The organism is Serratia sp. CY38905, from assembly GCF_052168875.1.
Classification (GTDB): Bacteria; Pseudomonadota; Gammaproteobacteria; order Enterobacterales; family Enterobacteriaceae; genus Serratia; species Serratia sarumanii.
Genome location: NZ_JBJNLV010000001.1, coordinates 1,088,748 through 1,114,491, shown reverse-complemented (window position 1 = coordinate 1,114,491; position 25,744 = coordinate 1,088,748). Strand labels below are relative to the sequence as shown.

26 protein-coding genes and 1 tRNA gene are annotated in these 25,744 nt (G+C 61.1%); 12 read left to right on the top strand and 15 right to left on the bottom strand.

All coding sequences use genetic code 11. The features are described 5' to 3' along the window. The first annotated feature begins 54 nt into the window (after nucleotides 1–54). Nucleotides 55–1,206 (top strand): cyclopropane fatty acyl phospholipid synthase, encoded by a 1,152-nt coding sequence (gene cfa, locus ACJ8MK_RS05645; RefSeq protein WP_103772590.1) that lies wholly within the window; start codon nucleotides 55–57, stop codon nucleotides 1,204–1,206. A 283-nt stretch (nucleotides 1,207–1,489) separates the two neighbouring features. On the opposite strand, the gene ACJ8MK_RS05640 is transcribed toward cfa, so the two are convergent. The 3 genes from ACJ8MK_RS05640 to tesA form a co-directional block, all read right to left on the bottom strand. Further along, nucleotides 1,490–2,344: a co-chaperone YbbN gene (locus ACJ8MK_RS05640; RefSeq protein WP_025160052.1), complete on the bottom strand. Its 855-nt coding sequence runs from the start codon at nucleotides 2,342–2,344 to the stop codon at nucleotides 1,490–1,492. 77 nt (nucleotides 2,345–2,421) lie between these two features. After that, nucleotides 2,422–3,198 (bottom strand): SDR family oxidoreductase, encoded by a 777-nt coding sequence (locus ACJ8MK_RS05635; RefSeq protein ID WP_033637386.1) that lies wholly within the window; start codon nucleotides 3,196–3,198, stop codon nucleotides 2,422–2,424. Nucleotides 3,199–3,224: 26 nt separating this feature from the next. After that, on the bottom strand, nucleotides 3,225–3,863 hold the full coding sequence (tesA, locus tag ACJ8MK_RS05630) for a multifunctional acyl-CoA thioesterase I/protease I/lysophospholipase L1 (protein ID WP_161781826.1): 639 nt from the start codon (nucleotides 3,861–3,863) through the stop codon (nucleotides 3,225–3,227). On the opposite strand from tesA, the gene ybbA reads away from it, so the two are divergent. The 3 genes from ybbA (at nucleotide 3,834) to ACJ8MK_RS05615 (ending at nucleotide 8,727) form a co-directional block, all read left to right on the top strand. After that, nucleotides 3,834–4,520, top strand: coding sequence for a putative ABC transporter ATP-binding protein YbbA (gene ybbA, locus ACJ8MK_RS05625; RefSeq protein WP_004940192.1), 687 nt, complete (start codon nucleotides 3,834–3,836; stop codon nucleotides 4,518–4,520). The genes tesA and ybbA overlap by 30 nt on opposite strands. After that, nucleotides 4,517–6,949, top strand: a complete 2,433-nt coding sequence (gene ybbP, locus ACJ8MK_RS05620; RefSeq protein ID WP_442517582.1) for a putative ABC transporter permease subunit YbbP — start codon at nucleotides 4,517–4,519, stop codon at nucleotides 6,947–6,949. The genes ybbA and ybbP overlap by 4 nt, the downstream gene beginning before the upstream one ends. Nucleotides 6,950–7,320: 371 nt before the next feature. Continuing rightward, on the top strand, nucleotides 7,321–8,727 hold the full coding sequence (locus ACJ8MK_RS05615; protein WP_039566963.1) for a sugar porter family MFS transporter: 1,407 nt from the start codon (nucleotides 7,321–7,323) through the stop codon (nucleotides 8,725–8,727). Between the two features lie 64 nt (nucleotides 8,728–8,791). Here ACJ8MK_RS05615 and purK read toward each other — a convergent pair whose 3' ends face one another. The 4 genes from purK to ppiB form a co-directional block, all read right to left on the bottom strand. Continuing rightward, nucleotides 8,792–9,859 (bottom strand): 5-(carboxyamino)imidazole ribonucleotide synthase, encoded by a 1,068-nt coding sequence (gene purK, locus ACJ8MK_RS05610; protein WP_442517581.1) that lies wholly within the window; start codon nucleotides 9,857–9,859, stop codon nucleotides 8,792–8,794. After that, nucleotides 9,856–10,380, bottom strand: a complete 525-nt coding sequence (gene purE, locus ACJ8MK_RS05605; protein ID WP_033653219.1) for a 5-(carboxyamino)imidazole ribonucleotide mutase — start codon at nucleotides 10,378–10,380, stop codon at nucleotides 9,856–9,858. Before purE ends, purK begins: the two co-directional genes overlap by 4 nt. Before the next feature lie 149 nt (nucleotides 10,381–10,529). Then, on the bottom strand, nucleotides 10,530–11,252 hold the full coding sequence (locus tag ACJ8MK_RS05600; RefSeq protein WP_074026641.1) for a UDP-2,3-diacylglucosamine diphosphatase: 723 nt from the start codon (nucleotides 11,250–11,252) through the stop codon (nucleotides 10,530–10,532). Between the two features lie 10 nt (nucleotides 11,253–11,262). Further along, nucleotides 11,263–11,757: a peptidylprolyl isomerase B gene (gene ppiB, locus ACJ8MK_RS05595; RefSeq protein ID WP_016928800.1), complete on the bottom strand. Its 495-nt coding sequence runs from the start codon at nucleotides 11,755–11,757 to the stop codon at nucleotides 11,263–11,265. A gap of 308 nt (nucleotides 11,758–12,065) precedes the next feature. Between ppiB and cysS the strand changes: the two genes are divergently transcribed. Continuing rightward, nucleotides 12,066–13,451: a cysteine--tRNA ligase gene (gene cysS / locus ACJ8MK_RS05590; RefSeq protein ID WP_442517580.1), complete on the top strand. Its 1,386-nt coding sequence runs from the start codon at nucleotides 12,066–12,068 to the stop codon at nucleotides 13,449–13,451. A 61-nt stretch (nucleotides 13,452–13,512) separates the two neighbouring features. Here cysS and ybcJ read toward each other — a convergent pair whose 3' ends face one another. Together ybcJ and folD are read right to left on the bottom strand one after the other, a co-directional pair. Then, nucleotides 13,513–13,725: a ribosome-associated protein YbcJ gene (gene ybcJ / locus ACJ8MK_RS05585; protein ID WP_033637394.1), complete on the bottom strand. Its 213-nt coding sequence runs from the start codon at nucleotides 13,723–13,725 to the stop codon at nucleotides 13,513–13,515. A gap of 10 nt (nucleotides 13,726–13,735) precedes the next feature. Continuing rightward, complete coding sequence (gene folD / locus ACJ8MK_RS05580) at nucleotides 13,736–14,602, bottom strand: bifunctional methylenetetrahydrofolate dehydrogenase/methenyltetrahydrofolate cyclohydrolase FolD (RefSeq protein ID WP_004940177.1); 867 nt, start codon at nucleotides 14,600–14,602, stop codon at nucleotides 13,736–13,738. A gap of 393 nt (nucleotides 14,603–14,995) precedes the next feature. Here folD and ACJ8MK_RS05575 point away from each other — a divergent pair, with 393 nt between their 5' ends. The 6 genes from ACJ8MK_RS05575 to ACJ8MK_RS05550 all read left to right on the top strand — a co-directional run bounded on the left by ACJ8MK_RS05575 (nucleotide 14,996) and on the right by ACJ8MK_RS05550 (nucleotide 19,299). Continuing rightward, a complete protein-coding gene (locus ACJ8MK_RS05575) occupies nucleotides 14,996–15,334 on the top strand; it encodes a hypothetical protein (protein ID WP_442517579.1) in 339 nt (112 codons plus the stop codon). A gap of 96 nt (nucleotides 15,335–15,430) precedes the next feature. Next, a tRNA-Arg gene (locus tag ACJ8MK_RS05570) sits at nucleotides 15,431–15,507 on the top strand. Between the two features lie 132 nt (nucleotides 15,508–15,639). Then, entirely contained in the window at nucleotides 15,640–15,966 is a 327-nt protein-coding gene (locus tag ACJ8MK_RS05565; RefSeq protein WP_033647222.1) for a gamma-glutamylcyclotransferase family protein, read from the top strand. Between the two features lie 109 nt (nucleotides 15,967–16,075). Further along, nucleotides 16,076–16,219: a hypothetical protein gene (locus ACJ8MK_RS05560; protein WP_162882640.1), complete on the top strand. Its 144-nt coding sequence runs from the start codon at nucleotides 16,076–16,078 to the stop codon at nucleotides 16,217–16,219. Between the two features lie 449 nt (nucleotides 16,220–16,668). Beyond that, complete coding sequence (locus ACJ8MK_RS05555; protein ID WP_033653217.1) at nucleotides 16,669–17,220, top strand: flavodoxin family protein; 552 nt, start codon at nucleotides 16,669–16,671, stop codon at nucleotides 17,218–17,220. A gap of 630 nt (nucleotides 17,221–17,850) precedes the next feature. After that, complete coding sequence (locus tag ACJ8MK_RS05550) at nucleotides 17,851–19,299, top strand: diguanylate cyclase (protein ID WP_442517578.1); 1,449 nt, start codon at nucleotides 17,851–17,853, stop codon at nucleotides 19,297–19,299. Nucleotides 19,300–19,323: 24 nt separating this feature from the next. Here the strand turns inward: ACJ8MK_RS05550 and ACJ8MK_RS05545 are convergent, their stop codons facing one another. Then, the gene (locus tag ACJ8MK_RS05545) at nucleotides 19,324–19,803 is read right to left on the bottom strand and encodes a cold-shock protein (RefSeq protein WP_442517577.1); all 480 of its coding nucleotides are present in this window, start codon (nucleotides 19,801–19,803) and stop codon (nucleotides 19,324–19,326) included. A gap of 165 nt (nucleotides 19,804–19,968) precedes the next feature. Here ACJ8MK_RS05545 and ACJ8MK_RS05540 point away from each other — a divergent pair, with 165 nt between their 5' ends. Beyond that, nucleotides 19,969–20,478 (top strand): VOC family protein, encoded by a 510-nt coding sequence (locus ACJ8MK_RS05540; protein WP_033637415.1) that lies wholly within the window; start codon nucleotides 19,969–19,971, stop codon nucleotides 20,476–20,478. Between the two features lie 36 nt (nucleotides 20,479–20,514). On the opposite strand, the gene ACJ8MK_RS05535 is transcribed toward ACJ8MK_RS05540, so the two are convergent. The 5 genes from ACJ8MK_RS05535 to ACJ8MK_RS05515 all read right to left on the bottom strand — a co-directional run bounded on the left by ACJ8MK_RS05535 (nucleotide 20,515) and on the right by ACJ8MK_RS05515 (nucleotide 25,719). After that, nucleotides 20,515–21,342: an amino acid ABC transporter ATP-binding protein gene (locus ACJ8MK_RS05535; protein ID WP_015376924.1), complete on the bottom strand. Its 828-nt coding sequence runs from the start codon at nucleotides 21,340–21,342 to the stop codon at nucleotides 20,515–20,517. Between the two features lie 9 nt (nucleotides 21,343–21,351). Beyond that, on the bottom strand, nucleotides 21,352–22,239 hold the full coding sequence (locus ACJ8MK_RS05530) for an amino acid ABC transporter permease (protein ID WP_442517576.1): 888 nt from the start codon (nucleotides 22,237–22,239) through the stop codon (nucleotides 21,352–21,354). Nucleotides 22,240–22,269: 30 nt separating this feature from the next. After that, the gene (locus tag ACJ8MK_RS05525) at nucleotides 22,270–22,797 is read right to left on the bottom strand and encodes a GNAT family N-acetyltransferase (protein WP_230120428.1); all 528 of its coding nucleotides are present in this window, start codon (nucleotides 22,795–22,797) and stop codon (nucleotides 22,270–22,272) included. Nucleotides 22,798–23,041: 244 nt separating this feature from the next. Beyond that, nucleotides 23,042–24,367 (bottom strand): LLM class flavin-dependent oxidoreductase, encoded by a 1,326-nt coding sequence (locus ACJ8MK_RS05520; RefSeq protein ID WP_442517575.1) that lies wholly within the window; start codon nucleotides 24,365–24,367, stop codon nucleotides 23,042–23,044. 188 nt (nucleotides 24,368–24,555) lie between these two features. After that, nucleotides 24,556–25,719 carry a M20 peptidase aminoacylase family protein gene (locus ACJ8MK_RS05515; protein ID WP_033637419.1) on the bottom strand — a complete coding sequence of 388 codons (1,164 nt, stop codon included), beginning with the start codon at nucleotides 25,717–25,719 and terminating at the stop codon, nucleotides 24,556–24,558. Nucleotides 25,720–25,744 lie beyond the last annotated feature (25 nt).

Below are 25,744 nucleotides of genomic sequence, written 5' to 3'. Positions count from 1 at the left end.
TCATTTTTATTTGCGACTATGCTTTTTGAAATGACATTTCGGCCAAGGATTGTTATGGATTCGCTCAGTGTTGATGAACTCGCCCAGAAGAAGGATCGCTGGTATCGCATTGTGGAGGAGATGTTGGCGGAAGCCGGCGTCGCCATCAACGGCCCGCGCGCCTGGGATATCCGGGTGCACAACCCGGCGCTGTTCAAACGCATTTTGCAGGAAGGCTCGCTCGGTTTCGGCGAAGGCTACATGGACGGCTGGTGGGAGTGCGAACGGCTGGACATGCTGTTCACCCGCATTCTGCAGGCCGGCGTCGATGAGCGGCTGCCGAAAAGCCTGAGCGACATCGCGCGCATCGCCTATGCCCGGCTGTTCAACCGCCAATCGCGCAAGCGCGCCTGGCAGGTGGGCAAAGAGCACTACGACATCGGCAACGACCTGTTCCGGGCGATGCTCGATCCCTACATGCAATACTCCTGCGGTTACTGGAAAGAGGCGCAGACGCTCGAGCAGGCGCAGCAGGCCAAGCTGCGGATGATCTGCGAGAAACTGCAGCTGAAACCGGGCATGACGCTGCTGGATATCGGCTGCGGCTGGGGCGGGCTGGCGCAGTTTGCGGCGCAAAACTACGGCGTCTCGGTGCACGGCGTGACCATTTCGGCCGAGCAGCAGAAGCTGGCGCAGGCACGCTGCGCCGGGCTGGACGTCGAGATCTTGCTGCAGGATTACCGCGATCTGGATCGCCAGTTCGATCGCATCGTGTCGGTCGGCATGTTCGAGCACGTCGGGCCGAAAAACTACGAGACCTATTTCAGCGTCGCGGCGCGCAACCTGAAGCCCGACGGCCTGTTCCTGCTGCACACCATCGGTTCCAATCAGACCGATCTCAACGTCGATGCCTGGATAGACAAATACATCTTCCCCAACGGCTGCCTGCCTTCGGTGCGGCATATCGCCGAGGCCAGCGAAGGGCGTTTCGTGATGGAGGATTGGCACAACTTTGGCTCCGATTACGATCGCACGCTGATGGCCTGGCTGGAGAACTTCAAACGGGCATGGCCAGAGTTGGCCGGCGGCTATTCCGAGCGCTTCGAACGCATGTTCACTTATTACCTGAACGCCTGCGCCGGCGCGTTCCGTTCGCGCAACATTCAGTTGTGGCAGGTGTTGTTCAGCCCGGCGGGCGTGGAAGGCGGGGTGCGGGTCTATCGCTGATATCCCCGTCATATTTCAAGCTGCATCTGTGTTGGCTGCGTTTGCGCGCCCCGGTCGCTTACTTGAGTAAGTTCCCGGGGACTTACAAACTTGCCGCCTTGATGCAACTCGAACTATTTAGGGGATACCCTTCAATATTTACTTTGGGACAACACATATACCCAATGGATTTCCAGTTGCGTCTAGGCGGCAAACGTGAGAAACCCCAGGAGCTTAGATAACTAAGTGACTGGGGTTCGAACGTGCAGCCAACAACGATGCGGCTGGAAAGACGAAGGGTATATCAGTACAGTAGGGAGTACAGCTGGCGGCGATACTTAGCGGCCAGCGCGTCGCCGGTGCCGAGCGCGGCCAGAATGTCCATCAGGGTCTTGCGCGCGTTGCCGTTGGCGGCGGCCAGATCTTTCTTCAGATGCCCCATCAGCAGTTCCAGCGCTTCTTCGTTACGCCCGACCTGATGCAGCTGCAGCGCCAGCTGCACCGCCAGCTCGACGTTGTCCGGCTGCTGCTGTACCTGCTGTTGCAGCTGTTGGATTTCCGGCGTGTCCGCCGCCTGCTTCAACAGTTCAATCTGCGCCACCAGGCCCTGATAGCGGGTATCGCGATCCTGCAGTGGAATGGTCGCCAGCACCGCTTCGGCGTCTTCGCTGCGGCTGAGCGCGATCTGAGTTTCGGCCAGGGTCAGGCCGATGTCGCTGCGCTGTTGGCTGCTCTGCCAGGCGTCTTTCAGCAGCGGCAGCGCTTCGGCAGCGTTGCCGGCGGCCAGTAGTTCCTGCGCCTGCGCCAGTTTCAGATCTTCTTCCTTCGGCAGGAAACGCTGCAGCAAGTCGCGGATCGCTTCTTCCGGCTGCGGGCCCTGGAAGCCGTCGACCGGCTGACCGTCTTTGAACAGATAGACGGTCGGAATGGAGCGCAGCCCGAATTGGGAGGCGATCATCTGTTCGGCGTCGCAGTCCACCTTGGCCAGAATGAACTGGCCGGCGTATTCCGCCGCCAGTTTGTCGAGCACCGGCGTGAGCTGCAGGCAGTGTTGGCTGCGCTCGGACCAGAAGTAGAACAGCACCGGAATGGACATCGACTGTTCCAGCGTCTGGTGCAGGTTAGTTTCGTTAATATCAACAACAGCTTGAGCTAGCATCTTTTTTCTCTCTGATCGTGCGGAGCCATGGGGTGTAGATGGGGGCGCGCCGCCATTCTTCAACCCCGGCGGGCGAATTAAGCGTTGCTGCGCAGCAGCCAATCCAGACAGCGGCCCGGCAGAATGCGGCGCAGCACGCTCATCGCGTGCGCCAGCAGGGTCACCGGGTAGCGCAGTTTGGCGCGCGGGCTTTCCAGCGCGTGGCGCAGCTTGGGCAGAATGGCCTCCGGCGGCAGCGTCAGGCGCTTGGCGATGCCGGGGTTATGCACCGGTTTGTCGCTCTGCGTCTGATTGACGTTCTGGCTAAAGTGGGTGGAAATCGGCCCCGGTTCGATCAGGCTGACCTGAATGCCGCTGCCGTGCAGCTCCATGCGCAGCGCGTCTGACCAGGCTTCCAGCGCGAATTTGCTGGCGGCGTAGGCGCCGCGCCCGGCGCTGGAGACCAGGCCCATCACCGAGCTGGTCTGGATAATGCGCCCTTCGCCGTGCGGCAACATCGCCGGCAGCAGCAACTGGGTCAACTGGTGGGTGCCGAACAGATTGGTGGCGAACTGCCGCTCCAGCTGGCTGCGCGAGATGCCGCTGAGCGGGCCGTAAACGCCGAAGCCGCCGTTGTTGAACAGGCCGTACAGACGGCCGCCGGTCAGCGCGATCACCTCGGCGGCGGCGCGCTCGACGCTGGCGCTGTCGTCCAGATCCAGCTCGATGCCTTCCAGCCCGAGCTGGCGCATGTTTTCCACGTCCTGCGGCTTGCGGCAGGCGGCCAGCACCCGGTAGCCGCGGTTGCGCAGATCCTGCGCCGCAATCAGTCCAATCCCGCTGGAGCAGCCGGTTATCAATACTGCTTTTTGCATAACTTTACCTAGTGTACGACCCTAATTTAGTTAGACTCATGTTTTACTAGCGGTTCCAGGCGCTCCGCCATCCAGGTGGCGATAAACGGCTGGGCGTCCCCATTGGGGTGCAATCCGTCATCCTGCATCCATTCCGGCTTCACCACCACCTGTTCCATATAGAACGGCAGCAGCGGAATGTTGAACTGCCTGGCCAGCGCCGGGTAGACGGCGCTGAACGCCTCGGTATAGCGGCGGCCGTAGTTCGGCGGGATGCGGATCTGCATCAGCAGCGGCTGTGCGCCGCCCTGCTGCACCTGCGTGATGATCTGGCCGAGATCGCGCTGCATGTCCGGCGCCGGGAAACCGCGCAGGCCGTCGTTGGCGCCCAGCTCGATCAGCACCCAGCGTGGCTGATGCTGTTTCAGCAGCGCGGGCAGACGCGCCAGCCCCTGTGCGGCGGTGTCGCCGCTGATGCTGGCGTTGACCAGCTGCGGCGCGCCCGGTTTTTTCTGCCACTGTTCGGCCAACAGCGTCGGCCAGGCCCGCTCGATCGGCAGGCGGTAGCCGGCGCTTAAACTGTCGCCCAAAATCAACAAGGTATCGGCAGCGACAGCGCGTAAACTGAATAATCCCAACAGCAAAAGGAAGGGAAGATGCCAGCGGAAAACGTTCTTGAAGTTCATCATCTTAGTAAACACGTTGGTCAGGGTGAGCATCAGCTCACCATCCTTACCGGAGTCGAGCTGCTTGTCAAACCCGCGCAGACGATCGCCCTGATCGGCGAATCCGGATCGGGGAAATCGACCCTGCTGGGCATTTTGGCCGGGCTGGATGACGGCAGCGAGGGCGAGGTGCGCCTGCTGGGCGAGTCGCTGACCGCGCTGGACGAAGAAGGCCGCGCCGCGCTGCGCGCCAGGAACGTCGGCTTCGTGTTTCAGTCGTTCATGCTGGTGCCGACGCTGAACGCGCTGGAGAACGTGCAGCTGCCGGCGCTGCTGCGCGGCGAGAGCGACAGGCAGAGCCGCGAGCAGGCGGTGCAACTGCTGGAACAGCTGGGATTGGGCAAACGGCTCGATCACCTGCCGGCGCAGCTGTCCGGCGGCGAGCAGCAGCGTGTGGCGCTGGCGCGCGCCTTCAGCGGCCGGCCGCGGGTGCTGTTCGCCGATGAACCGACCGGCAACCTCGATCGCCAGACCGGCGATCGCATCGCCGACCTGTTGTTCTCTCTCAACCGCGATTTTGACACCACCCTGATCCTGGTGACCCATGACGAAACCCTGGCGGCGCGCTGCCAGCGGCGGCTGCGGCTGCGTGAAGGCAAGCTGTGGGAGGAAGCATGATCTGGCGCTGGTTCTGGCGCGAATGGCGCTCGCCGTCGCTGCTGATCGTTTGGCTGGCGTTGACGCTCTCCGTGGCCTGCGTGCTGGCGCTGGGCAGCATCAGCGATCGCATGGACAAAGGGCTCAGCCAGCAGAGCCGCGATTTTATCGCCGGCGATCGGGTGCTGCGCAGCGCGCATCCGGTGCCGGAAGGCTGGCTGCTGGACGCGCAGCAGCAGGGGCTGAAACTGAGCCGTCAGCTGTCGTTCACCACCATGACCTATGCCGGCGATCGGCCGCAGCTGGCGGACGTGAAAGCCACCGATCTGGCCTATCCGCTGTACGGCAAGCTGGAAACGCGCCCGGCCAACATCAAGCCCGAACCGGGCAGCGTGCTGGTGGCACCGCGTCTGCTGGCGCTGCTGAACGTGAAAGTGGGGGATTCGCTCGAGGTGGGCGACACCACGTTGCGCATCGCCGGCGAAATCATTCAGGAGCCGGACGCCGGCTTCAACCCGTTCCAGACCGCGCCGCGCATCATGATCAACCTGGCGGACGTCGATAAGACCGGCGCGGTGCAGCCGGGCAGTCGCCTGACCTACCGCTACATGTTCGCCGGCGCCGAGCCGGATATTCAACGTTACGAAGAACGGCTGACGCCGCAGTTGACGCCGGATCAGCGCTGGTTCGGGCTGCAGGAGTCCGGCAGCGCGCTCGGCAAGTCTCTGCAGCGATCCCAACAGTTCCTGCTGTTGTCGGCCCTGCTGACGCTGCTGTTGTCGATCGCCGCCGTGGCGGTGGCGATGAGCCACTATTGCCGCAGCCGCTACGATCTGATCGCGGTGCTGAAAACCCTCGGCGCCGGGCGCGGCGCGCTACGTAAGCTGATCGTCGGCCAGTGGCTGGCGGTGATGGCGCTGGCGGCGGTGTGCGGCGGGGCGATCGGGCTGGCGTTCGAAGCGCTGTTGATTCGCCTGCTGAAACCGGTGTTACCGGCCGCATTGCCTGCCGCCGGCACCTGGCCGTGGCTGTGGGCGCTCGGCGCGCTGGTGCTGATTTCACTGCTGGTCGGGCTGCGGCCGTACCGTCAGCTGCTGGCTACCCAACCGCTGCGGGTGCTGCGCCGCGATGTAGTGGCCAACGTCTGGCCGCTGCGTTACTTCCTGCCGGTGACGGCGGCGGTCGTGGTGGCGCTGCTGGTGACGCTGATGGGGGCCAGCACGCTGCTGTGGGCGATCCTGGCCGGTATGGCGGTGCTGGCGCTGCTGCTGGGCGGCATCGGCTGGGGCAGCCTGTTGTTGCTGCGCCGCATCACGCTCAAGAGCCTGGCGCTGCGGATGGCGGTTAACCGCCTGCTGCATCAGCCGTGGGTGACCATCAGCCAGCTGGCGGCATTTTCGCTGTCGTTCATGCTGTTGGCGCTGCTGTTGGTGCTGCGCGGCGATCTGCTCGAACGCTGGCAGCAACAGCTGCCGCCGGACAGCCCGAACTATTTCCTGCTCAACATGACCGAGGCGCAGGTGCCGCAGGTGAAAACCTTCCTGCAGCAGCACCAGATCAAGCCGGAAACCTATTATCCGATCGTCCGGGTGCGCCTGACCGAGATAAACCAGCAGCTGGCGACCGAGCGGGTGCATGAAGACGATCCGGGCGGCGAGGCGGTGAACCGCGAGCTGAACCTGACCTGGCTGGCCGATCTGCCGGATCATAATCCGCTGGTGGCGGGCAGCTGGCCGCCGAAAAGCGGCGAAGTCTCGATGGATGAAGGCATTGCCGGGCGGCTGAAGATCAAGCTGGGCGACACGCTGACCTTCAGCGGCGATACCCAGGCGTTCAGCGCCAAGGTCACCAGTCTGCGCCAGGTGGATTGGGAAAGCCTGAAGCCGAACTTTTACTTTATCTTCCCGCCGGGCGCGCTGGACGGCCAGCCGCAGACCTGGCTTACCAGCTTCCGCTACGACGGCGACGGCCAGATGCTGACCCAGCTCAACCGCCAATTTCCGACGCTCAGCCTGCTGGACATCGGCGCGATCCTGAAACAGGTCGGCGGCGTGCTGCAGCAGGTCAGCCGCGCGCTGGAGGTGATGGTGGTGCTGGTGGTGTTGTGCGGTGGCCTGCTGCTGCTGGCGCAGGTGCAGGTCGGCATGCGTCAGCGCCGCCAGGAGCTGGTGGTGTACCGCACGCTGGGGGCCGGCAAACGGCTGCTGCGCCGCACGCTGTGGTGCGAGTTCGCCCTGCTGGGGCTGGTGGCGGGCATCGCGGCGGCGGTGGGCGCCGAGGCGGCGCTGTGGCTGCTGCAGAGCCGGGTATTCGACTTCCCGTGGACGCCGACGCCGGTGCTGTGGTGGGCGTTGCCGCTGGCCAGCGCGCTGCTGCTGTCGCTGTGCGGCGGCTGGCTGGGCGTGCGCCTGCTGCGCGGCCGGGCGCTGTTCCGCAGTTATGATGGCTGATCTTGCTATCGCAGGTCCGTTGCTGCCAAGCGCGGCCGGGCCTGCCGATTTTCCGCCGCGCGTTACCGTGGCTTTTCTCCTTGTTCCCTTCCGCACGTCACGCTGATTTTTGTGAAATCGGTTACATTTGTACTCTATCGATACAATGCGTATTGGCAATGCTCTTACCAAACTCAGGCCGTTGCTTACTTTTTTATGCATATAAATAATGAGTTACACAGTAACCAAACGAGTTTGTCGTCTGTTGATGCGTAGAATTAAGGTTTAAAATTATGTAACCGCTTCCACTAATGTGATCGTACTCACTTATCTGCGACGCATTGCCTCCTATCATGTCGCACAACTGATGACCGTTTTCTCCTGGAGGCTGTATGAGCGCTACCGTTAAAGTTGCACCGGCGGAGAAAAGCCCGACCCATGTCGGCATGACTTTTTTCGTCTGTTTTTTGGCCGCTTTGGCCGGCCTGTTGTTTGGCTTGGATATTGGCGTAATCGCCGGCGCTCTGCCGTTTATTACCGACACTTTTCATATCACCAGCTCTCAGCAGGAGTGGGTGGTCAGCTCGATGATGTTTGGCGCCGCCGTCGGCGCCATCGGCAGCGGCTGGATGAACTTCCGGCTGGGGCGCAAATACAGTTTGATGATCGGCGCCATTCTGTTCGTCGCGGGATCGCTGTGTTCAGCGTTCGCCCCCAACGTGGAGGTGCTGATCGTTTCACGCATTCTGCTGGGATTGGCGGTGGGTATCGCTTCTTATACCGCGCCGATTTATCTTTCCGAAATCGCGCCGGAGAAAATCCGCGGCAGCATGATCTCGATGTATCAATTGATGATCACCATCGGTATTTTGGCGGCTTACCTGTCTGATACGGCATTCAGCTATACCGGCGCCTGGCGCTGGATGTTGGGCGTCATCACCATCCCGGCCGGGCTGTTGTTGGTTGGCGTGTTCTTTTTACCTGACAGCCCGCGCTGGCTGGCCTCGCGCAATCGTCATGAGCAGGCGCGCCAGGTGTTGGAGAAGCTGCGCGACAGCAGTGCCCAGGCGCAGCATGAGCTGAATGAAATTCGTGAAAGCCTCAAACTGAAGCAAAGCGGTTGGGCGTTGTTCAAAGGCAATAAAAATTTCCGCCGCGCGGTTTTCCTTGGCGTTCTTCTCCAGGTGATGCAGCAGTTCACCGGGATGAACGTCACCATGTATTACGCGCCGAAGATTTTCGGTCTGGCGGGCTTCGCCAGCACGGAACAGCAGATGTGGGGCACGGTGATCGTCGGTCTGGTCAACGTGCTGGCCACCTTTATCGCTATTGGGCTGGTCGATCGCTGGGGCCGCAAACCCACCCTGATCCTTGGGTTTATCGTGATGGCCGTCGGCATGGGGGCGCTGGGAACCATGATGAATATCGGCATGAACTCGGCGGTGGCGCAATATTTCGCCATCGTCATGCTGCTGATGTTTATCGTCGGCTTTGCCATGAGCGCCGGCCCGCTGATTTGGGTGCTGTGTTCAGAGATCCAGCCATTGAAAGGCCGCGATTTCGGCATCACCTGCTCCACCGCCACTAACTGGATCGCCAATATGATTGTGGGAGCGACGTTCCTGTCCATGTTGAATTCGTTGGGTAGCGCGCACACCTTTTGGGTCTATGCGGGGCTTAACGTGCTGTTTGTTTTCATCACGTTGGCGCTGATCCCGGAAACCAAAAATATTTCTCTGGAACATATTGAACGTAATCTGATGGCCGGCAAACCGTTGCGTAATATCGGCTCGCGTTGATCTTTGCGGCAAAAAAAAGGTTCAGCCTGGGCTGAACCTTCTTCTTTTTCGGCGGCTTAAACCGTTAAGCCAGCTTCTGCTGCGCCCAGGCCAGCCCGCTTTGGTACTCGCCCGGCAGCAGCGGCGCCAGCGCCTGCAGCGCCTGGCGCAGATCGGCGGCGCTCGGGTCGTTCAGATTGAGATGGCCGACCTTGCGGCCCGGGCGCACCTCTTTCTCATACCAGTGCAGATGCACCAGCGGCAGCGACAGCCACTGTTCGTTGACGGCGGTGCCGATCAGGTTGACCATCACCGACGGCGTGCTCACCACCGGCTGCGGCAGCGGCAGGCCGAGAATGGCGCGCAGGTGCAGCTCGAACTGGCTGATGGACGCGCCGTTTTGCGTCCAGTGGCCGCTGTTGTGCACGCGCGGCGCCAGCTCGTTGATCAGCAGCCGATCGCCGACGATAAAGCACTCCATCGCCATCACGCCGACGTAGTTCAGCTCGTTCAGGATCGCCGCCAGCATCTGCTCGGCCTGTTGTTGCAGCGCCGGGTTGGGCTGCGGCAGCGCCACGCTGGTGCGCAGGATGCCGTCTTCATGCAGGTTGTGGGTCAGCGGGTAGAATACCGAACGGCCGTCGTGGCCGCGCGCGCCCACCAGCGACACTTCGCCGGAGAAATTGATGCCTTGCTCGACGATGCACTCGCCATAGGCATCGGCCGGCAGTTCGGCTTCCTGCCCCGGGCGCAAGCGCCACTGGCCGCGGCCGTCATAACCGCCGACCCGGCGTTTGACGATCGCCAGCTCGCCCAGCGAAGCGAATACCTGCAGCCATTCGGCGGCGCTCGCCAGCAGCTGCCACGGCGCGGTCGCCAGGCCGAGCTGATCGAGCAGCTGTTTTTGCGTCAGGCGATCCGCCAGGCGTGGGAAAATGTCGCGGTTGACGAAGGCGCTGTGGGTCGCCAGCTCGCGCGTCAGCGCGGTTTCCGGCCAGCGTTCGATCTCGGCGGTAATGACGCTATTCTGATACGGCACCGCTTCGGGCTCGGCATCGATGCCGACAGGGTAAACGGCGATGCCCAGCGGTTCGCCTGCCTGGCGCAGCATGCGCCCCAGCTGGCCATTGCCCAGTACGCAAACCGGCTTCATGCATCCTCCCGCGGATCGGGGTGGTTCAAGACGTCTTCGGTCTGCGCCTGACGCCAGTCCGCCAAACGCTGCGCCAGCGCGGCGTCGTGCAGCGCCAGGATCTGCATCGCCAACAGCCCGGCGTTGGCGGCGCCGGCTTTGCCGATCGCCAGCGTGCCCACCGGAATGCCGCGCGGCATCTGCACGATGGAGTACAGGCTGTCTACGCCGCTCAGCGCGGCGCTTTGCACCGGCACACCCAGCACCGGCACCAGGGTTTTCGCCGCCAGCATGCCCGGCAGGTGCGCCGCACCGCCGGCGCCGGCGATGATCACGTCAAAACCGTTGGCGGTAGCCTGCTCGGCGAAGCTGAACAGCTTGTCCGGCGTGCGGTGGGCGGAAACGACTTCGACATGGAAGGGGACATCGAGCTGGGTCAGGACTTCGGCGGCGAACTGCATGGTGGCCCAGTCACTTTTCGATCCCATTACAATTGCGATTTTCGCCCCGGTAGTGGCGGCTGAAGCAGCGTTGGCTCCCATGGGTGTAAGGCTCCTGTGATTTGTCTGGCGTCGGCTGAGGGCCGAATGAGGGCGTAGAGCATACCATGAGCGCACGGCGAGGAAAACGGTTGCGTCGCCGGTTTTCACCGTCGAAAGCGCGAATTTTCACTCGCGCGCCAGTCCGGAATTCAGAATGGGAATTGGATCAGCTCGACGGCGTCGGCGCTGACTTTGATCATCGATCCTTCGACGTGCCAGGCCCCCAGCACCGCGCGATGGGCTTCGCCGTTGCTCAACGCCAGCCGGTGCACCGCCGGGCGATGGGTATGGCCGTGGATCATCCAGTGCACGTCGTGGCGCAGCATGGTTTGCTCGACCGCCTGCGGGTTGACGTCCATGATGGCTTCCGACTTGTCCTGGTTGGATTGCTGGCTGCGGGCGCGCATTTTGGCGGCGATCTTCAATCGCCAGCGCAGCGGCAGCGCCAGGAACAATTTTTGAATCAGCGGGTTGTGCACTTTACGGCGGAATTGCTGATAGGCGTGATCGTCGGTGCACAGGGTGTCGCCGTGCAGGATCAGGATCCTGCGGCCGTACAGCTCCAGCACTTTCTCTTCCGGCAGCAGCTGCATGCCGCTGGCGCGGGCGAAGCGCTTGCCGAGCAGAAAATCGCGGTTGCCGTGGATGAAGTAGCAGGGCACGCCGGCCTGTTGCAGCGCTTTCAGCGCCGCGGCGATCTCCGCGTGCAGCGGCTCGGGATCGTCGTCGCCGATCCAGGCTTCAAACAGGTCGCCAAGGATGTACAGCGCGTCGGCGTGAACCGCTTCGTGCCGTAAAAAACGCAGAAAACCGGCAGTGATTGCCGGTTCCTGTGCGCACAAGTGCAGATCTGCGATGAACAGCGTACTCATGCAGCCGCGATTACTCGCTGACGGTCACGCTGTTGATCACCACGTCTTCTACCGGTACGTCCTGGTGCATGCCGCTGCGGCCGGTTTTCACGCCTTTGATCTTGTTGACCACGTCCATGCCTTCAACCACTTCAGCAAACACGCAGTAGCCCCAGCCCTGCACGTTTTCGCCGCGGAAGTTCAGGAAGTCGTTGTCAGCCACGTTGATGAAGAACTGTGCGGTGGCGGAGTGCGGATCGTTGGTGCGCGCCATTGCCAGGGTGCCGATGGTGTTTTTCAGACCGTTGTTGGCTTCGTTCTTGATGGCCGCGTTGGTCGCTTTCTGGTTCATGCCCGGCTCGAAACCGCCGCCCTGGATCATGAAGCCGTTGATCACACGGTGGAAGATGGTGTTGTCGTAGAAACCGGCGCGGCAGTAGTTCAGGAAGTTTTCAACGGTAACCGGCGCTTTGTCAGCAAAGGTCTTGATAACGATATCGCCGTGATTGGTGTGGAAAGTAACCATAGTTTTAATCCTAACAAGGTGAAGTGAGACGTCACGTAAAGCGAGTGAACATTCAGACCGCCCTTATAACATATCCGCCCCAGCGAGTCAGCAGCGGCTCAACCGCGCACTGTCTGTGGTAATCGCATTTGTGTTATATTATAACAATTGCGCCGGCCGCCGAATTTCGCGCATTTTATTCGCGTGAAATCAGCAAAGCATGGCCTTAACCTTGCAATAGATCAGGCTTCAGGTTTCAATACGCTACCGGGCGGAAACCTGAAGCCCGGTTATCTTTTTTGTTATCACGCACACCACGGAATCTCCCGATGCTAAAGATTTTTAATACCCTGAGTCGTCAAAAAGAGGAATTCAAACCCATTCATGCCGGGAAAGTGGGCATGTACGTGTGCGGGGTAACCATTTATGACCTGTGTCACATCGGGCACGGTCGTACCTTTGTCGCTTTCGACGTGGTGGCGCGTTACCTGCGCTACCTCGGCTATTCGCTGAACTACGTGCGCAACGTCACCGACGTGGACGACAAAATCATCCGCCGCGCGGCGGAAAATCATGAGACCTGCGACCAGCTGACCGAACGCATGCTGGCGGAAATGCACGCCGACTTCGACGCGCTGCTGATCGATCGCCCGGATCAAGAGCCGCGCGCGACTCAGCACATCGCCGAGATCATCGAGATCACCCAGCGCCTGATCGATCGCGATCACGCCTACGTGGCCAGCAACGGCGACGTGATGTTCTCCATCGACAGCGATCCGCAATACGGCCTGCTGTCGCGTCAGGATCTGGATCAGCTGCAGGCCGGCGCGCGCGTGGAGATCGACGACGTGAAGCGCAATCCGATGGACTTCGTGCTGTGGAAGATGTCCAAGCCGGGCGAGCCGAGCTGGCAGTCGCCGTGGGGGTCGGGCCGTCCGGGCTGGCACATCGAATGCTCCGCCATGAACTGCAAACAGCTGGGCACCCACTTCGACATTCACGGCGGCGGTTCCGATCTGATGTTCCCGCACCACGAGAACGAGATCGCACAGTCGAGCTGCGCCCACGACGGCCCGTACGTCAATTACTGGATGCACTCCGGCATGGTGATGATCGACAAAGAGAAGATGTCCAAATCGCTGGATAACTTCTTCACCATCCGCGACGTGCTCGGCCATTACGATGCGGAGACGGTGCGTTACTTCCTGATGTCCGGCCACTATCGCAGCCAGCTGAACTACAGCGAAGAGAACCTCAAACAGGCGCGTACCGCGCTGGAGCGCCTCTATACCGCGCTGCGCGGCACCGACGCCGACGCCGCGCCGGCCGGCGGCGAAGCGTTCGAAGCCCGCTTCCGCGAAGCGATGGACGACGACTTCAACACCCCGGAAGCCTACTCGGCGCTGTTTGATCTGGCGCGCGAGGTTAACCGCCTCAAGGGTGAAGACATGGCGGCGGCCAACGGCATGGCGGCGGAACTGCGCAAGCTGGCGAAGGTGCTCGGCCTGCTGCAGCAGGAGCCGGAGCAGTTCCTGCAAGGAGGCGCTCAGGTTGACGACGGCGAAGTGGCGGAGATCGAAGCGCTGATCAAACAGCGTAACGAAGCGCGCGCCGCGAAGGATTGGGCGCTGGCGGATGCCGCCCGCGATCGGTTGAACGAGATGAACATCGTGCTGGAAGACGGCCCGCAGGGCACCACCTGGCGCCGTAAGTAATCCAGCCGCAGGGAAAAACAAAAAAGGCGCTGAATTCAGCGCCTTTTTCTATGGCTGCGGGTCAGGGTTTAACCATGACCTTGCCGCCGTTGAACTCCACCACCTGATCGGCGACGATCTTGCAGCGCTTGCGGGTTTCGACCTTGCCGTCGACTTTCACCTGCCCTTCAGCGATGACTTCTTTGGCGGCGCCGCCGCTTTCACACCAGCCCTGGAACTTCAGCAGATCGCACAGTTCGACGTGGGGATGATTGTCCAGATTGAAAATTTCCATACTGCCTTACTTATTTAGGTTGAACGTCGTGATATTCCTCGCAGGCCTGCAAGGTATTTTGGATCAGTGTAGCAACGGTCATCGGGCCAACGCCACCCGGCACCGGGGTGATGTAAGCGGCGCGCTCGCTGGCGGCGTCGAAATCGACGTCGCCCACCACTTTACCGCTTTCCAAGCGGTTGATGCCGACGTCCACCACGATGGCGCCCGGTTTGATCCAGTCGCCCGGGATGAAGCCCGGCTTGCCGACCGCCACCACCAGCAGATCGGCGTTCTCGACGTGATGACGCAGATTCTTGGTGAAGCGGTGGGTGACGGTGGTGGTGCAGCCGGCCAGCAGCAGCTCCATGCTCATCGGGCGGCCGACGATGTTGGAGGCGCCGACCACCACGGCATTCAGGCCGTAGGTATCGATGTTATAACGCTCCAGCAGGGTGACGATACCGCGCGGCGTGCACGGGCGCAGCTTAGGGGCGCGCTGGCACAGGCGGCCGACGTTGTACGGGTGGAAGCCGTCGACGTCTTTGTCCGGGTGGATGCGTTCCAGCACCTTGACGTTATCGATGCCGGCCGGCAGCGGCAGCTGCACCAGAATGCCGTCGATTTCCTCATCGGCGTTCAGCTGGTCGATCAACGCCAGCAGCTCGGCTTCACTGGTGGCAGCGGGCAGGTCGTAGGAGCGGGAAAGGAAGCCGACTTCATCGCAGGCGCGGCGCTTGCTGGCGACGTAAATTTGCGAGGCCGGGTTCTCGCCGACCAGCACAACCGCCAGCCCTGGGGCGCGTTTGCCGGCCGCCAGACGTTGTTTCACTTGCTCAGCCACTTCGTTTCTAACCTGCTGCGCAATCGTTTTACCATCAATAATCTTTGCTGACATCAGTGTGGAAATCCATCAATTAAGAAAAGCGGGGATGCCGCTATTCTGGCAGAAGCTGAGCGCGCTGTCAGGCGCAGAATCACCCTCGCGGCCGTTGCCGACGCCGATTTACGCTTTTTTTATGCCGGCCTCAGGATCCTCTACGCCATTTTTACCGGCACTTGGATACGCTGGGGCGGTTCACTGGGCGAAAGAGGGCAGGATCATGAGGGCGATAACCCGGCTTTACCCGTTGCATCATCAGCCTGACGAGCAACCGGCGGAGCCTAAACGAATAGGGGAAACGGTGTTCGATTCTTCTCTGCATCCGGCGGACAGCGCGCAACTCACCGCGCTGCATCGGCTCGGCAAGCATGAAGGAGCGCCGTCGTGGCGGGCGCGCCTGAGCGCCCTGTGGCGGAAGTTATGCGCATGAAAGGCTGTGCCTGGGCAGGCTGCGCGCTGTTGCTGGTTTGGGCATCGGGGAGCCAGGCTTCTTTAAACAGCGCACGCCCCGACGCAACACTGGGGGAAAGGGGGGAGATGACCTGCAACGCGCGGGTGGTTGAGCATGCCGATTGGGGGGACATCGCCGCAGTGGTGCAGTCCGCCCGCCTTTGCCTGCGGCGGGGCGATGGGCGGCAAGGGGCTGAGCGCGCGCCGATTTACATAGGCTTTGGTCTGGCTCAGCATGGCGGCGCCCGGTTGACGGGAACCCTCGCCGTGCGGGCGCTGGCGGAAAAAACGCCATAAAGCACGGCCGCCGCCGTAACGCCATGAAAAGGCATTGACTCGCTAACCTCTGACCGTATAATCCCAACCCGCAGCCGCAGGTTGCCGCATCTCAATGCGCCCTTAGCTCAGTTGGATAGAGCAACGGCCTTCTAAGCCGTAGGTCATAGGTTCGAATCCTATAGGGCGTGCCATTACTCCCTTGATTTTCTTCCCCCTACTTGTTCCCTTGAAAACTCGACTGCGCTACCCGTACTCCCGTTGGCTCGCCGCTGAACGTCATGCTATGTTCATGCGTTAACTTTCAGTGAGTAGTAGAGAGAAAAATGCAAAGCTTATTCGTTTACGGCACCCTGGGGCCGGGCAGGCCCAACGCGCACATTATGGAAGCCATCGGCGGCAGCTGGGAAGAAGGCAGCGTCGGCGGCTCGCTGCTTAACGAAGGCTGGGGCGCCGAGATGGGCTACCCGGGCATCGTGCTGGATAACAGTGGCAATCGGGTGAACGGGTTTCTGTTCCGTTCAGCTAACCTCGTCAACCACTGGCCGACTCTCGATGCGTTTGAAGGTGAGGGCTATGAACGAGTGGCGGTCAGCGTCACCACCGCCGGCGGCGAAACCGTCGATTCGTTTATCTACATGCTGAAGAAATGATATGAAGCCGCCTCGCCGAGTGAGGGTGAGGCGCTTGACCCGCCGGCAATTGAACCTTCGTTTATTTTGCCGCGCTACAATAGGCGAAAATTTCTCCACGGAGCCTATCGTGCGCAAATCCAGATTCCTGCTCGTGACCTTGCTGTGCCTGTGCGCCGCCGCCGTGCTGTACGTTATGGCTTACCGGGCGTTGGGGCATTACCTCAGCGACGGTGAGCAAGCTTACCCGGATATCACTGTTGAAATCCGCTGAGGGCCGTGCGGCGGTGCGCTGATTGCGCCGATTTTTCGAACTTCGGCCGTTCGTCGCCGGGGGGCGGGCAATACCGGCATCTTCAAGAGCGGCGGTTTGAGTCGCGCCTGTTCGTGATGCGTTGAGAAAAATGTCATATTTCCCATTCGGCGTTACATCTGGCCGAGCAAACTTACGCGGGGATGACAGTTCTATACATTGGGATTGGTACTGTAGCTCTACCCGATGATGTTGTGTGTTATCCATTCCCTGTAGTGTATTACCCCATCCCTGTTAAGTTTATCCCGCCTTGCGCGGGATTTTTTTTATCTGCGCATGCCTGGCAGAGTAACGCGATTTTTTTGAATAACACCGTCAGTTTTATTTGGTATTCAGCCGCTGCGCGCTTGATTAGATTGAACGCGAGAGGGGCGCCGTCGGCGCCTTTGTGCAATGAGTGGAGAATTTCTATGGCGAAGACAGTAGTGGTGTTTCATTCCGGCTACGGCCATACCGAGCGTTTGGCGAAAGTCGTGGCGGAAGGCGCCGGGGCCGAACTGATCGCCATCGATCAGAACGGCGATATCAGCGACGAAGCCTGGCAGACGCTGGATGAGGCGGACGCCATCATCTTTGGTTCGCCGACCTATATGGGCGGCCCGTCGTGGCAGTTCAAGAAATTCGCCGACGCCAGCTCCAAGGCCTGGTTCGGCCGCAAGTGGCAAGACAAAGTGTTCGGCGGCTTTACCAACAGCGCCAGCCTGAACGGCGACAAGCAGGTGACGTTGATCGCGCTGCAGACGCTGGCTTCACAACATGGCGGCCTGTGGGTCAGCCTGGGGCTGATGCCGGCCAACACCAAATCGGCGCAGCGCACCGACGTCAATAACCTGGGCGGTTCGGTGGGGCTGCTGGTGCAGACCCCGGCGGATGCCGGCGTGGATGAGATGCTGTCGGGCGATCTGGCGACCGCCAAGCTCTATGGCCAGCGCGTAGCGGGCTTTGCCGCCAAACTGGCGTAAGCCCTTCCGTGCAGAGAGGGCGGCGGTGCGGTTGAGCGGACGCCGCGTTCATTTTCTCTGCACAATTGGCGTGTAAGCTGCGAAATGTTATTAGCCTGCTTGGGCTAACACTGCATTTCGTACAAATATTCCCGGTTCCTAGGCCGGGTTTTTTGTTGCTAAGGTCTGCTTAAGCTTGCACCGCTATACTGCGCGGCAGCACGGGCATGCAAGGCATGGCCGTGTTGTAACTGTCGATTTGCTGTTGTTCAGGCAAGCCCGCGCTATGCGGGCTTTTTTGGGGTTGTTATTGCACGGGCGGCCCAGTTGCAGGAAAATAATCGCGCAGTTATTCAAACAGCATTCAACGACCAATAACCATAAACTTATTAATGTAATTAACGCCCTCGGCGGCCTATTACGCTATGCGCTATGCTGACAGCAGAGTGGGCATTATTTGCTGACGCTATGCGGGGGGAGTTCGCCGCAGGCGCATCAGGCTAAGAAAAGTCTGTTAATTAAATGTTAATGCTTTTTATTATTGATTTGTCTGGCTTTTTTGGTTGAAATTCGGATTGACTATCCCTCACTGGCCGGGCGAGAGAGTATGCACATTATTATTCTGGTTATTAGCAAAATATGGGCGAGGCGATGAACGCCAGAATAAACGCCAGGCATGGCCTGCCGCTAACGGTTCAGCTGATCAATCTTTTCATGCTGGCCTTTTTACTTTCCCTGGTGGGTATTCTTAGCCGGCCGATTGGCTCGCTTTCCTTATTTTGGCCGGTGAATGCGATTCTGCTCGGCCTGCTGCTGCGAAAACCCGTTTACGCCACGCCGCTCGGCTGGCTTACCACCTATCTGGGCATGGTCGCCGCCGATCTCAGCACCGGCGAAGGCTGGTCTCTGGCGCTGTGGCTGAACGCCTGCAACATGTCGCTGATCGCCGTCGGTTACGGCATCATGCTGATGCTGCCCCAATCTCAACGGCGCATGGGCAAACCCCAGGCGATACTCTATATGTTCAGCGCCAGCCTGGCCGGTGCGGCGGTGGCGTCGACGCTGTCGGTGCTGCGCAACGACAGCCTGTACAACAACACGGTGGTGGTCGCCTGGCTGGCCTGGTTCAGCGAGCAGTTCTCGACGACCTTGCTGCTGTTGCCGGTGCTGATGGCGGCGCCGCGGTTGAAGCAGCTGCTGCGCATGCAGGTGCGTTGGCGCCTGAAGGGCTGCCTGCCGCTGCTGGCGCTGCTGCTGTCGCTGATATTCAGCGTCTATATCGGCGGGCCGGGCGCTATCGCCTTCCCGATCCCGGCGCTGCTGTGGTGCGCGGTGCGCTACCCGCTGTTCCCCGTGACGTTGCTGACGCTATTGACCGGCATGACCGAGATCAGCAGCATTTCCGCCAACCTGATGCTGTACGAAACGCCGAACAACCACAACGCCTTCCTCGATACCCTGATGTCCGCCCGCTTGGGCATCGCCATGCTGGTGATGGGGCCGCTGATCCTCGCCAGCTCCATCGCCGCCAACCGCAAGCTGATGCGGCGTCTGGAGCACAGCGCCAACCACGATTTTCTGACCGGGGTGCTGGCGCGCAGCGCGATGACGCGCAAAGCGGGCGAGCTGCTGGAGCATAAACACCGCTCCAAAGAGGCGGTGTCGCTACTACTGATCGACATCGACCATTTCAAGCAGATCAACGATACGCACGGCCACAGCGCCGGCGATCAGGTTTTGGCGTCGTTCGCGCACATCGTGCGTCGCGAACTGCGGCACGATCAGCTGTTCGGCCGCCTGGGCGGAGAAGAGTTCGCCATCATGCTGCCGCGCGCGCTGGCGGCGCAGGGCGTGGCGCTGGGGGAACATCTGCGCCGGCTGGTGGAGCAAGCGGAACTGCAGGCGGAAGGCAAACAGACGCTGAAAATGACCATCAGCGTCGGCGTCGCCAGCCTGGCGATGAATGAGGTGAAATCGCTGGAGCAACTGATGAATATGGCTGATATCGCGCTGTATCGCGCCAAATCGCAGGGGCGTAATCGGGTGGAGTCGTTCAACGTGGTGAGCGGCAACAGCGTCGAGCATATCCTGTTTCGCTAGGGCTCGACGCTGGGCAACCGGCGCTTACAGGCTCTTCAGCGCCTTGATGGTCTCATCCATATCGATCTCGTGCTCGGAGAAGGTATGGGTGGTGTTCTGGAAGGTGGTGATGGTCAGCATGCGCAGCGTTTGCATGGTCTGCGCCGGGTCTTCTGACTGCGGGCGAATGCGGTTCATCAGCAGGCCGACCGACAGCACGGTGTTCTCTTTATCCACGTCGGCTTTGACCGGCACTTCCTTGGTGAAAGTATTGAAAGACTTGATGCTGGCGATCTTGATTCTTTCATTGGCGATGATGATGTATTTGCTGGGCGCCAACACTTTGACCGCATAAGCCGACGGGCCTTTGGTGTTGTTGGTCGGTTCGAAGGTCACCGCCGCGTTTTTCTTAATCAGCTCCGGGTTTTGCACTTTAATCACGTGAAAATAACGATTTTCTCCGTTCTCGTCGGTAATAAAGCCGAAGCCTTTGTCTTCAAAAAAAGTCGTTATCTTGCCGTTCATCGCTATTCTCACAAAAGGGTTCTATACAGCGCTTATGATAGCGCGGAATGCCTTGCAGCGACAGATTGCGCGGGCGGCATTTCGTCATGCGATAACGGCATTTAGCGGCTTTCCCCCCACATGCTATGTTCATGCTGACTTCATTCAATGCGTAAAGGAATAGCGATGGGCATCAAACGTCTCAATCACGCCGTGCTGTATGTCAGCGACGTGCGGCAGAGCGCCGACTTTTATCATCAGGTGTTGGGGTTCAAGCTCAAGCCGTCCGACAGCCCCGATCGGGCGGTGTTTACCCAGGCCGCCGATTCGGACAACGATCACGATTTGGCGCTGTTCAGCAAGAACCTGGGCCAGCAGCGCGCCGGGGTGTTTCGTGCCAACAACGAGCCGCCGGCGGAGCATGAGCCAGCGGCCGGGCTGTACCATCTGGCCTGGGAAGTGGACAGCCTGGAAGAGTTGGAGCGCATTCGTCACCAGCTGGCCGAACGCGGCATTCTCGGGCTGGAAGAGGATCACGGCGTGCACAAAAGCATTTATGGCCACGATCCGGACGGGCTGCTGTTCGAGGTGACGTGGTTTATTCCGCCGGCGTTGCTGACCGAAGAGGACAAAAACCAGCAGGGGATCCGCCCGCTGGATTTCGCCGCCGAGAAGCGGCGCTTCGCCGGCCGGTAAGCAGCTCGGGTACGGGGCGCCGCGGCGCCCCGACGATCACAGCACTTTGTTGAGGAAGTTGACGGTGCGCGGATGCTGCGGCTGGGCCAGCACTTGCCTGGCGTCGCCCTGCTCGACGATCTGCCCGTCGACCATAAACACCACCCGATCCGCCGCTTCGCGCGCAAAGCCGATTTCATGCGTGACCACCACCAGCGTGACGCCCAGATCGGCCAACCCCTTTATCACGTCCAGCACTTCGCCGACCAGCTCGGGATCGAGCGCGGAGGTCGGTTCATCGAACAGGATCACCTTCGGGTTCAGCGCCAGCGCGCGCGCGATGGCGATGCGCTGCTGTTGGCCGCCGGAGAGGTGGCGCGGGTAGGCGTCCGCCTTGTGGCGCAACCCGACGGTATCCAGCAGTTCATAGGCCACCGCTTTCGCCCGTTCGCGGGAGTGGATCTTGTGCACCACCGGCGCTTCGATGATGTTTTCCAGCACCGTCAGGTGCGGGAACAGGTTGAAATTCTGGAACACGTAGCCGACGTTGATGCGTTGCCGAAGGATGGCCTTTTCCTTCAGCTCATACAGCCGGTTGCCTTTGCGGCGGTAGCCGACGTAGTCGCCGTCGATGCGGATAAAGCCTTCGTCCACGCGTTCCAGGTGGTTGATCGCCCGCAGCAGCGTCGATTTACCGGAGCCGGAAGGGCCGAGGATCACGGTGACGGTGCCCGGCTGCAGCGTCAGACTGACGTCGTCCAGCGCCTTGTGTTTGCCGAAGAACTTGCTGACGTTGCTGATTTCGATCAGGCCGCGTGCCGGCACCGGGGTGAGATTGCGCGCCGGCTGTTCGGGCAAGGCGTAATAATCAATGGCTTCAGACATGCGGGTCTCCTAACGTTTTAGCCAGCCGGCCAGTTGCTGCCAGGGCGTCGGCGGCAGTTCGCGCACCGCGCCCCGGGCGAAATAGCGCTCGATGTAGTATTGGATCACCGACAGCGCGGTGGTGATGAACAGATACCAGACGGTGGCGACCATCAGCAGCGGTATTACCTGCTGGGTGCGGTTATAGATAACCTGAATGGTGTAAAACAGCTCCGGCAGCGCCAGCACGTAAACGATCGAGGTGCCTTTCGCCAGGCTGATGATCTCGTTGAAGCCGGTCGGAATAATGGAGCGCAGCGCCTGCGGCAGAATGATGCGGAAGGTGCGGCGATAGCCCGGCAACCCCAGCGCCGCCGCCGCTTCGTGCTGGCCGTAATCCACGCCCAGGATGCCGCCGCGGATGATCTCGGCGGTGTAGGCGGACTGCACCAGCGTCAGGCCCAGCACCGCCACGGCGAACTGGCCGAGAATGTCGATGGTCGGGTAGCTGGCGAACACCACGGAGGTGAAGGGAATGCCCAGCGAGATGGCGTCATACAGATAGGAAAAGTTGTACAGGATGATCAGCACCAGAATCAGCGGCAGCGAGCGAAACAGCCAGATATAACCCCAGGCCAGCGACGCCAGCAGGTAAGAGCGCGACAGCCGCGCCAGCGCCAGCAGGGTGCCGAACAGGATGCTGAACAGCGTGCCGAGCAGCGTCAGCAGCAGGGTTTGCCCCAGCCCTGCCAGCACCGCCGGCGCGAAGAACCACTCGGCGAACACGTCCCATTCCCAGCGCGCGTTGCCCGCCACCGATTGCACGATGGCGGCCAGAATAAACAGCGAAAACAGCGCGCCGATCAGCCGCAGCGGATAGCGGGCGGGCACCACTTTCAAGACTTCTTGTTTGGACATGTCATGTCTCCTGATACAGATTAAGGGGCCTTAGGCGATTTTCCTTTCCGACGCGCAACAACACGCGTCCTCTGCAATCAGGCTTTTGCGGAACGGCAGGCGGCCATCGTAGGGTGGGCGACTGTATATCTCGCTGTCGACGGTGGGATCGAACTGCGGCTGATACCCGTTGCTCAGATACAGGCCCACCGCTTCGGGCTGGCGAAAGCCGGTGGTTAGATAGAGCCGGCGATATCCCTGCGCCAGCGCCAGCGTTTCCAGCTGCTGCAGCACCCGCTGCGCCAGGCCCTGGCGGCGCAGGTCGCCCCGCGTCCAGATGCGCTTCAGCTCGGCGGTTAGCGCGTCATAGCGTTTGAAGGCGCCCATGGCGATCGGCGAACCGGCGCGCAGCAGCACGATGAAGGCTCCTTGCGGTGGCGCGTACAGATCCAGCGCTTCCGGTTCCTGGTCACCAAAATAGTCGCCGTAGCGCTGACGATATTCGCCGAACAGCCCTTCGATCACCGGGGCGATCAGCGGGTCGGTCGGCAGCGTCTGAATGAAGGTATCTTGCGTCATTGCGCGCTCCTAATCGCCCTGGCCGGGCGGGTTGATTTCCGACTGCGCAAGGCGTTCGGCGCTCTCGCTCCAGCGGTTGACCATGGCGTTCGCCTGCGGGTTCTTCGGCGCGTGAATAGGGGGGCATTGGCCTGCGAATCGATGCCGGTGCCCGCCTGCGCGGCGCCGGTCAGGCTCGGCAAGGCCGCCACGAGGGCGGCGGTAACGGTTTTCTGCATAGCGGGTATCCCTGGCAGCGATCTTGTTATTGGGTGAATCTGTTCAACGGGCGCTTCAGGCCTAGATGTTCACGCAGCGTGTCGCCGTGGTACGCCTGGCGGAACAGGCCGCGTTGCTGCAGGACGGGCACCACCCGATCGACGAAGTGGCCGAAGGTGTTGGGCGTACCGCCGCTGATGATGAAACCGTCGGCGGCCTCACCGTCGAACCAGCGTTGCAGGCCATCCGCCACCGCTTCCGGCGTGCCGCTGAACACCGGGCGCGGCGAGGCGGCTTCAAGCGCCACCTGGCGCAGCGTGAGGTTGCGCTCGCGGGCGCTGCGCTTGATGGCGTCGGTGGTGCTGCGGAAGCTGTTTTGCCCCAGATCGCCGATGTCGGGGAAGGGGGCGTCCAGCGGATGGCGGGCGAAGTCGTAATGCTCGAAGTAGCGGCCGAGGTAGTTGAGGGCATTCTCGATGCTGACCAGGCGGGCGGTCTCCTGGTACTGGCGCTCGACGTCCGCGTCGTCGTCGCCGACGATCACGCTGACGCCCTGGAAGATGCGCAGATCGTCCGGTTCGCGCCCCTGTTCCACCAGCTGCCGCTTCACGTCCTGGTAGAAATCCTGCGCCTGCTCCAGCGTGTCGTGATGGGTGAAGATCGCATCGGCGTGTTGGGCCGCCAGCCGTTTGCCGTCTTCGGAGGCGCCGGCCTGGAACAGGATCGGGCGCCCCTGCGGCGTGCGGCCGATGTTCAGCGGTCCCTGCACCGAGAAGAACTCCCCCTGGTGATTGAGAGTGTGCAGTTTGCCGGCGCGGAAAAATTCGCCGCTGGCCTTATTACGCACGAAGGCGTCGTCTTCCCAGGAGTCCCACAGCCCTTTGGCAACGTCGAGAAACTCGCCGGCGATGCGGTAACGCAGGCTGTGCTCCGGGTGTTCTTTGCGCGAGAAATTTTTGGCCGAGCCTTCCAGCGGCGAGGTCACCACGTTCCAGCCGGCGCGGCCGTTGCTCAGGTGATCGAGGCTGGCGAACTGGCGGGCGACGGTGAACGGATCGCTGTAGGAGGTGGAGAGGGTGCCCACCAGGCCGATTTTATCAGTGGCGGCGGACAACGCGGCCAGCAGGGTGAGCGGTTCGAAACGATTAAGAAAATGCGGAATGGACTTTTCGTTGATATATAACCCATCGGCGACAAACACGAAATCGAATTTCCCCTGTTCGGCTTTTTTCGCCGTGGCGATATTAAATTCGAGGTTGATGCTGGCGTCGGCGGTGGCGTCCGAGTGGCGCCAGGCGGACATATTTCCCGATGCGCCATGCAGAATGGCACCCAGCCGCAATTGCCGTTGATTAGTCGCGTTGTCGCTCATCGTAATTATCCTGTCATGCGCCGCAGAGGCGCGCGGTGTCTGATGTGCCCACTATTGATGAGCGGCGGCGGGATGTAAAACAACAAAACAGCATATTCAAATGTTGAAAATTGCAAATATCACGGCGAGCGAAAAAATAATCCCCGACGCGGCATCCGCGGCGTCGGGAAAATACGCTTTACCGTTATTCAGGCGTTGCTGAGGGCTTTTTCCGGTGCGGTGGTTAATTGTTGCAGCGTGCGTTCCGCCAGCAGCGTGAAATATTGCGCGGCGGGGAACAGAGCGCGTTCATCGGGATTGAAACGCGGATGATGCAGGCCGAATTCGCTGGCGGAGCCGATGCTGACGAATACGCCCGGCACATGGTGCAGATACAGCGCGAAATCTTCACCGCCCATCTGCAGTTCAGCCTCTTCGACCCGGTAACCGGCCTCGGCGGCGACGGTTTTGCTGAACGCCGCCCAATGCGGATCATTGATTACCGCCGGCGGCCCCGGCTGCCAGCGGAGTTCGGCCTGCGCGCCCAGCGCGGCGGCAACGCCGTCGATCACCTGGCGAATTTTGTCCGGCACCTGGCGGCGCACCGCGTCGCTGTGGGTGCGCACCGTGCCTTCCAGCTCCACGGTTTGCGGCAGCACGTTCCAGGTATTGCCGCCTTCGATGCGCGTTACGCTCACCACCAGCGATTCCAGCGAGCTGAAGCTGCGGCTGGGCAGCGTCTGCAGTGCGCCGACGATCTGGCTGGCGGTGACGATGGTGTCGACGCCCTGTTCCGGTTTGGCGGCGTGCGCGCCTTTGCCGGTGATGAGGATCTGGAAGCGATCGACGTTGGCGTAGAACGGCCCGGCGCGGGTGGCGAAGGTGCCGGTGGGCAGCTCCGGCGCGTTATGCAGGCCAAATACCGCCGCAACGTTATCCAGCGCGCCAGCGTCGATCAGATGCCGGGCACCGTTGAAGGTCTCTTCCGCCGGTTGGAAGAAGATGCGCACCGTGCCGGGCAGGTCGGCCTCACGAGCTTTCAGCAGGTGTGCGGCGCCGAGCATCACCGAGGTGTGAAAGTCGTGGCCGCAGGCGTGCATCACGCCGCGGTTTTGCGAGCTGAAGGGCACGTCGGCGATTTCGTCGATCGGCAGGGCGTCAATGTCACCGCGCAGCGCGATGATCGGCCCCTTGCCGCTGCCAATCTCCGCCACGACGCCGGTTTTCAGCGCCAACGGCAGCAGGCGAATGCCCGCCTCTTGCAGCCAGCGGGTCAGCCGGGCGGTGGTGGCGAATTCGTGATTGGAAAGCTCCGGGTTTTGGTGCAGCTCACGCCGATAGGCGATGATTTTGTCTGCCAACTGGCTGGTCATAGGCTTGGCTCACAGTGGGAAATAA

Coding starts and splice junctions, on each gene's coding strand:
- cfa (WP_103772590.1), top strand. CDS start 55: ATGGATTCGCTCAGTGTTGATGAACTCGCCCAGAAGAAGGATCGCTGG.
- ACJ8MK_RS05640 (WP_025160052.1), bottom strand. CDS start 2,344: ATGCTAGCTCAAGCTGTTGTTGATATTAACGAAACTAACCTGCACCAG.
- ACJ8MK_RS05635 (WP_033637386.1), bottom strand. CDS start 3,198: ATGCAAAAAGCAGTATTGATAACCGGCTGCTCCAGCGGGATTGGACTG.
- ybbA (WP_004940192.1), top strand. CDS start 3,834: ATGCCAGCGGAAAACGTTCTTGAAGTTCATCATCTTAGTAAACACGTT.
- tesA (WP_161781826.1), bottom strand. CDS start 3,863: ATGAACTTCAAGAACGTTTTCCGCTGGCATCTTCCCTTCCTTTTGCTG.
- ybbP (WP_442517582.1), top strand. CDS start 4,517: ATGATCTGGCGCTGGTTCTGGCGCGAATGGCGCTCGCCGTCGCTGCTG.
- ACJ8MK_RS05615 (WP_039566963.1), top strand. CDS start 7,321: ATGAGCGCTACCGTTAAAGTTGCACCGGCGGAGAAAAGCCCGACCCAT.
- purK (WP_442517581.1), bottom strand. CDS start 9,859: ATGAAGCCGGTTTGCGTACTGGGCAATGGCCAGCTGGGGCGCATGCTG.
- purE (WP_033653219.1), bottom strand. CDS start 10,380: ATGGGAGCCAACGCTGCTTCAGCCGCCACTACCGGGGCGAAAATCGCA.
- ACJ8MK_RS05600 (WP_074026641.1), bottom strand. CDS start 11,252: ATGAGTACGCTGTTCATCGCAGATCTGCACTTGTGCGCACAGGAACCG.
- ppiB (WP_016928800.1), bottom strand. CDS start 11,757: ATGGTTACTTTCCACACCAATCACGGCGATATCGTTATCAAGACCTTT.
- cysS (WP_442517580.1), top strand. CDS start 12,066: ATGCTAAAGATTTTTAATACCCTGAGTCGTCAAAAAGAGGAATTCAAA.
- ybcJ (WP_033637394.1), bottom strand. CDS start 13,725: ATGGAAATTTTCAATCTGGACAATCATCCCCACGTCGAACTGTGCGAT.
- folD (WP_004940177.1), bottom strand. CDS start 14,602: ATGTCAGCAAAGATTATTGATGGTAAAACGATTGCGCAGCAGGTTAGA.
- ACJ8MK_RS05565 (WP_033647222.1), top strand. CDS start 15,640: ATGCAAAGCTTATTCGTTTACGGCACCCTGGGGCCGGGCAGGCCCAAC.
- ACJ8MK_RS05555 (WP_033653217.1), top strand. CDS start 16,669: ATGGCGAAGACAGTAGTGGTGTTTCATTCCGGCTACGGCCATACCGAG.
- ACJ8MK_RS05550 (WP_442517578.1), top strand. CDS start 17,851: ATGAACGCCAGAATAAACGCCAGGCATGGCCTGCCGCTAACGGTTCAG.
- ACJ8MK_RS05545 (WP_442517577.1), bottom strand. CDS start 19,803: ATGAACGGCAAGATAACGACTTTTTTTGAAGACAAAGGCTTCGGCTTT.
- ACJ8MK_RS05540 (WP_033637415.1), top strand. CDS start 19,969: ATGGGCATCAAACGTCTCAATCACGCCGTGCTGTATGTCAGCGACGTG.
- ACJ8MK_RS05535 (WP_015376924.1), bottom strand. CDS start 21,342: ATGTCTGAAGCCATTGATTATTACGCCTTGCCCGAACAGCCGGCGCGC.
- ACJ8MK_RS05530 (WP_442517576.1), bottom strand. CDS start 22,239: ATGTCCAAACAAGAAGTCTTGAAAGTGGTGCCCGCCCGCTATCCGCTG.
- ACJ8MK_RS05525 (WP_230120428.1), bottom strand. CDS start 22,797: ATGACGCAAGATACCTTCATTCAGACGCTGCCGACCGACCCGCTGATC.
- ACJ8MK_RS05520 (WP_442517575.1), bottom strand. CDS start 24,367: ATGAGCGACAACGCGACTAATCAACGGCAATTGCGGCTGGGTGCCATT.
- ACJ8MK_RS05515 (WP_033637419.1), bottom strand. CDS start 25,719: ATGACCAGCCAGTTGGCAGACAAAATCATCGCCTATCGGCGTGAGCTG.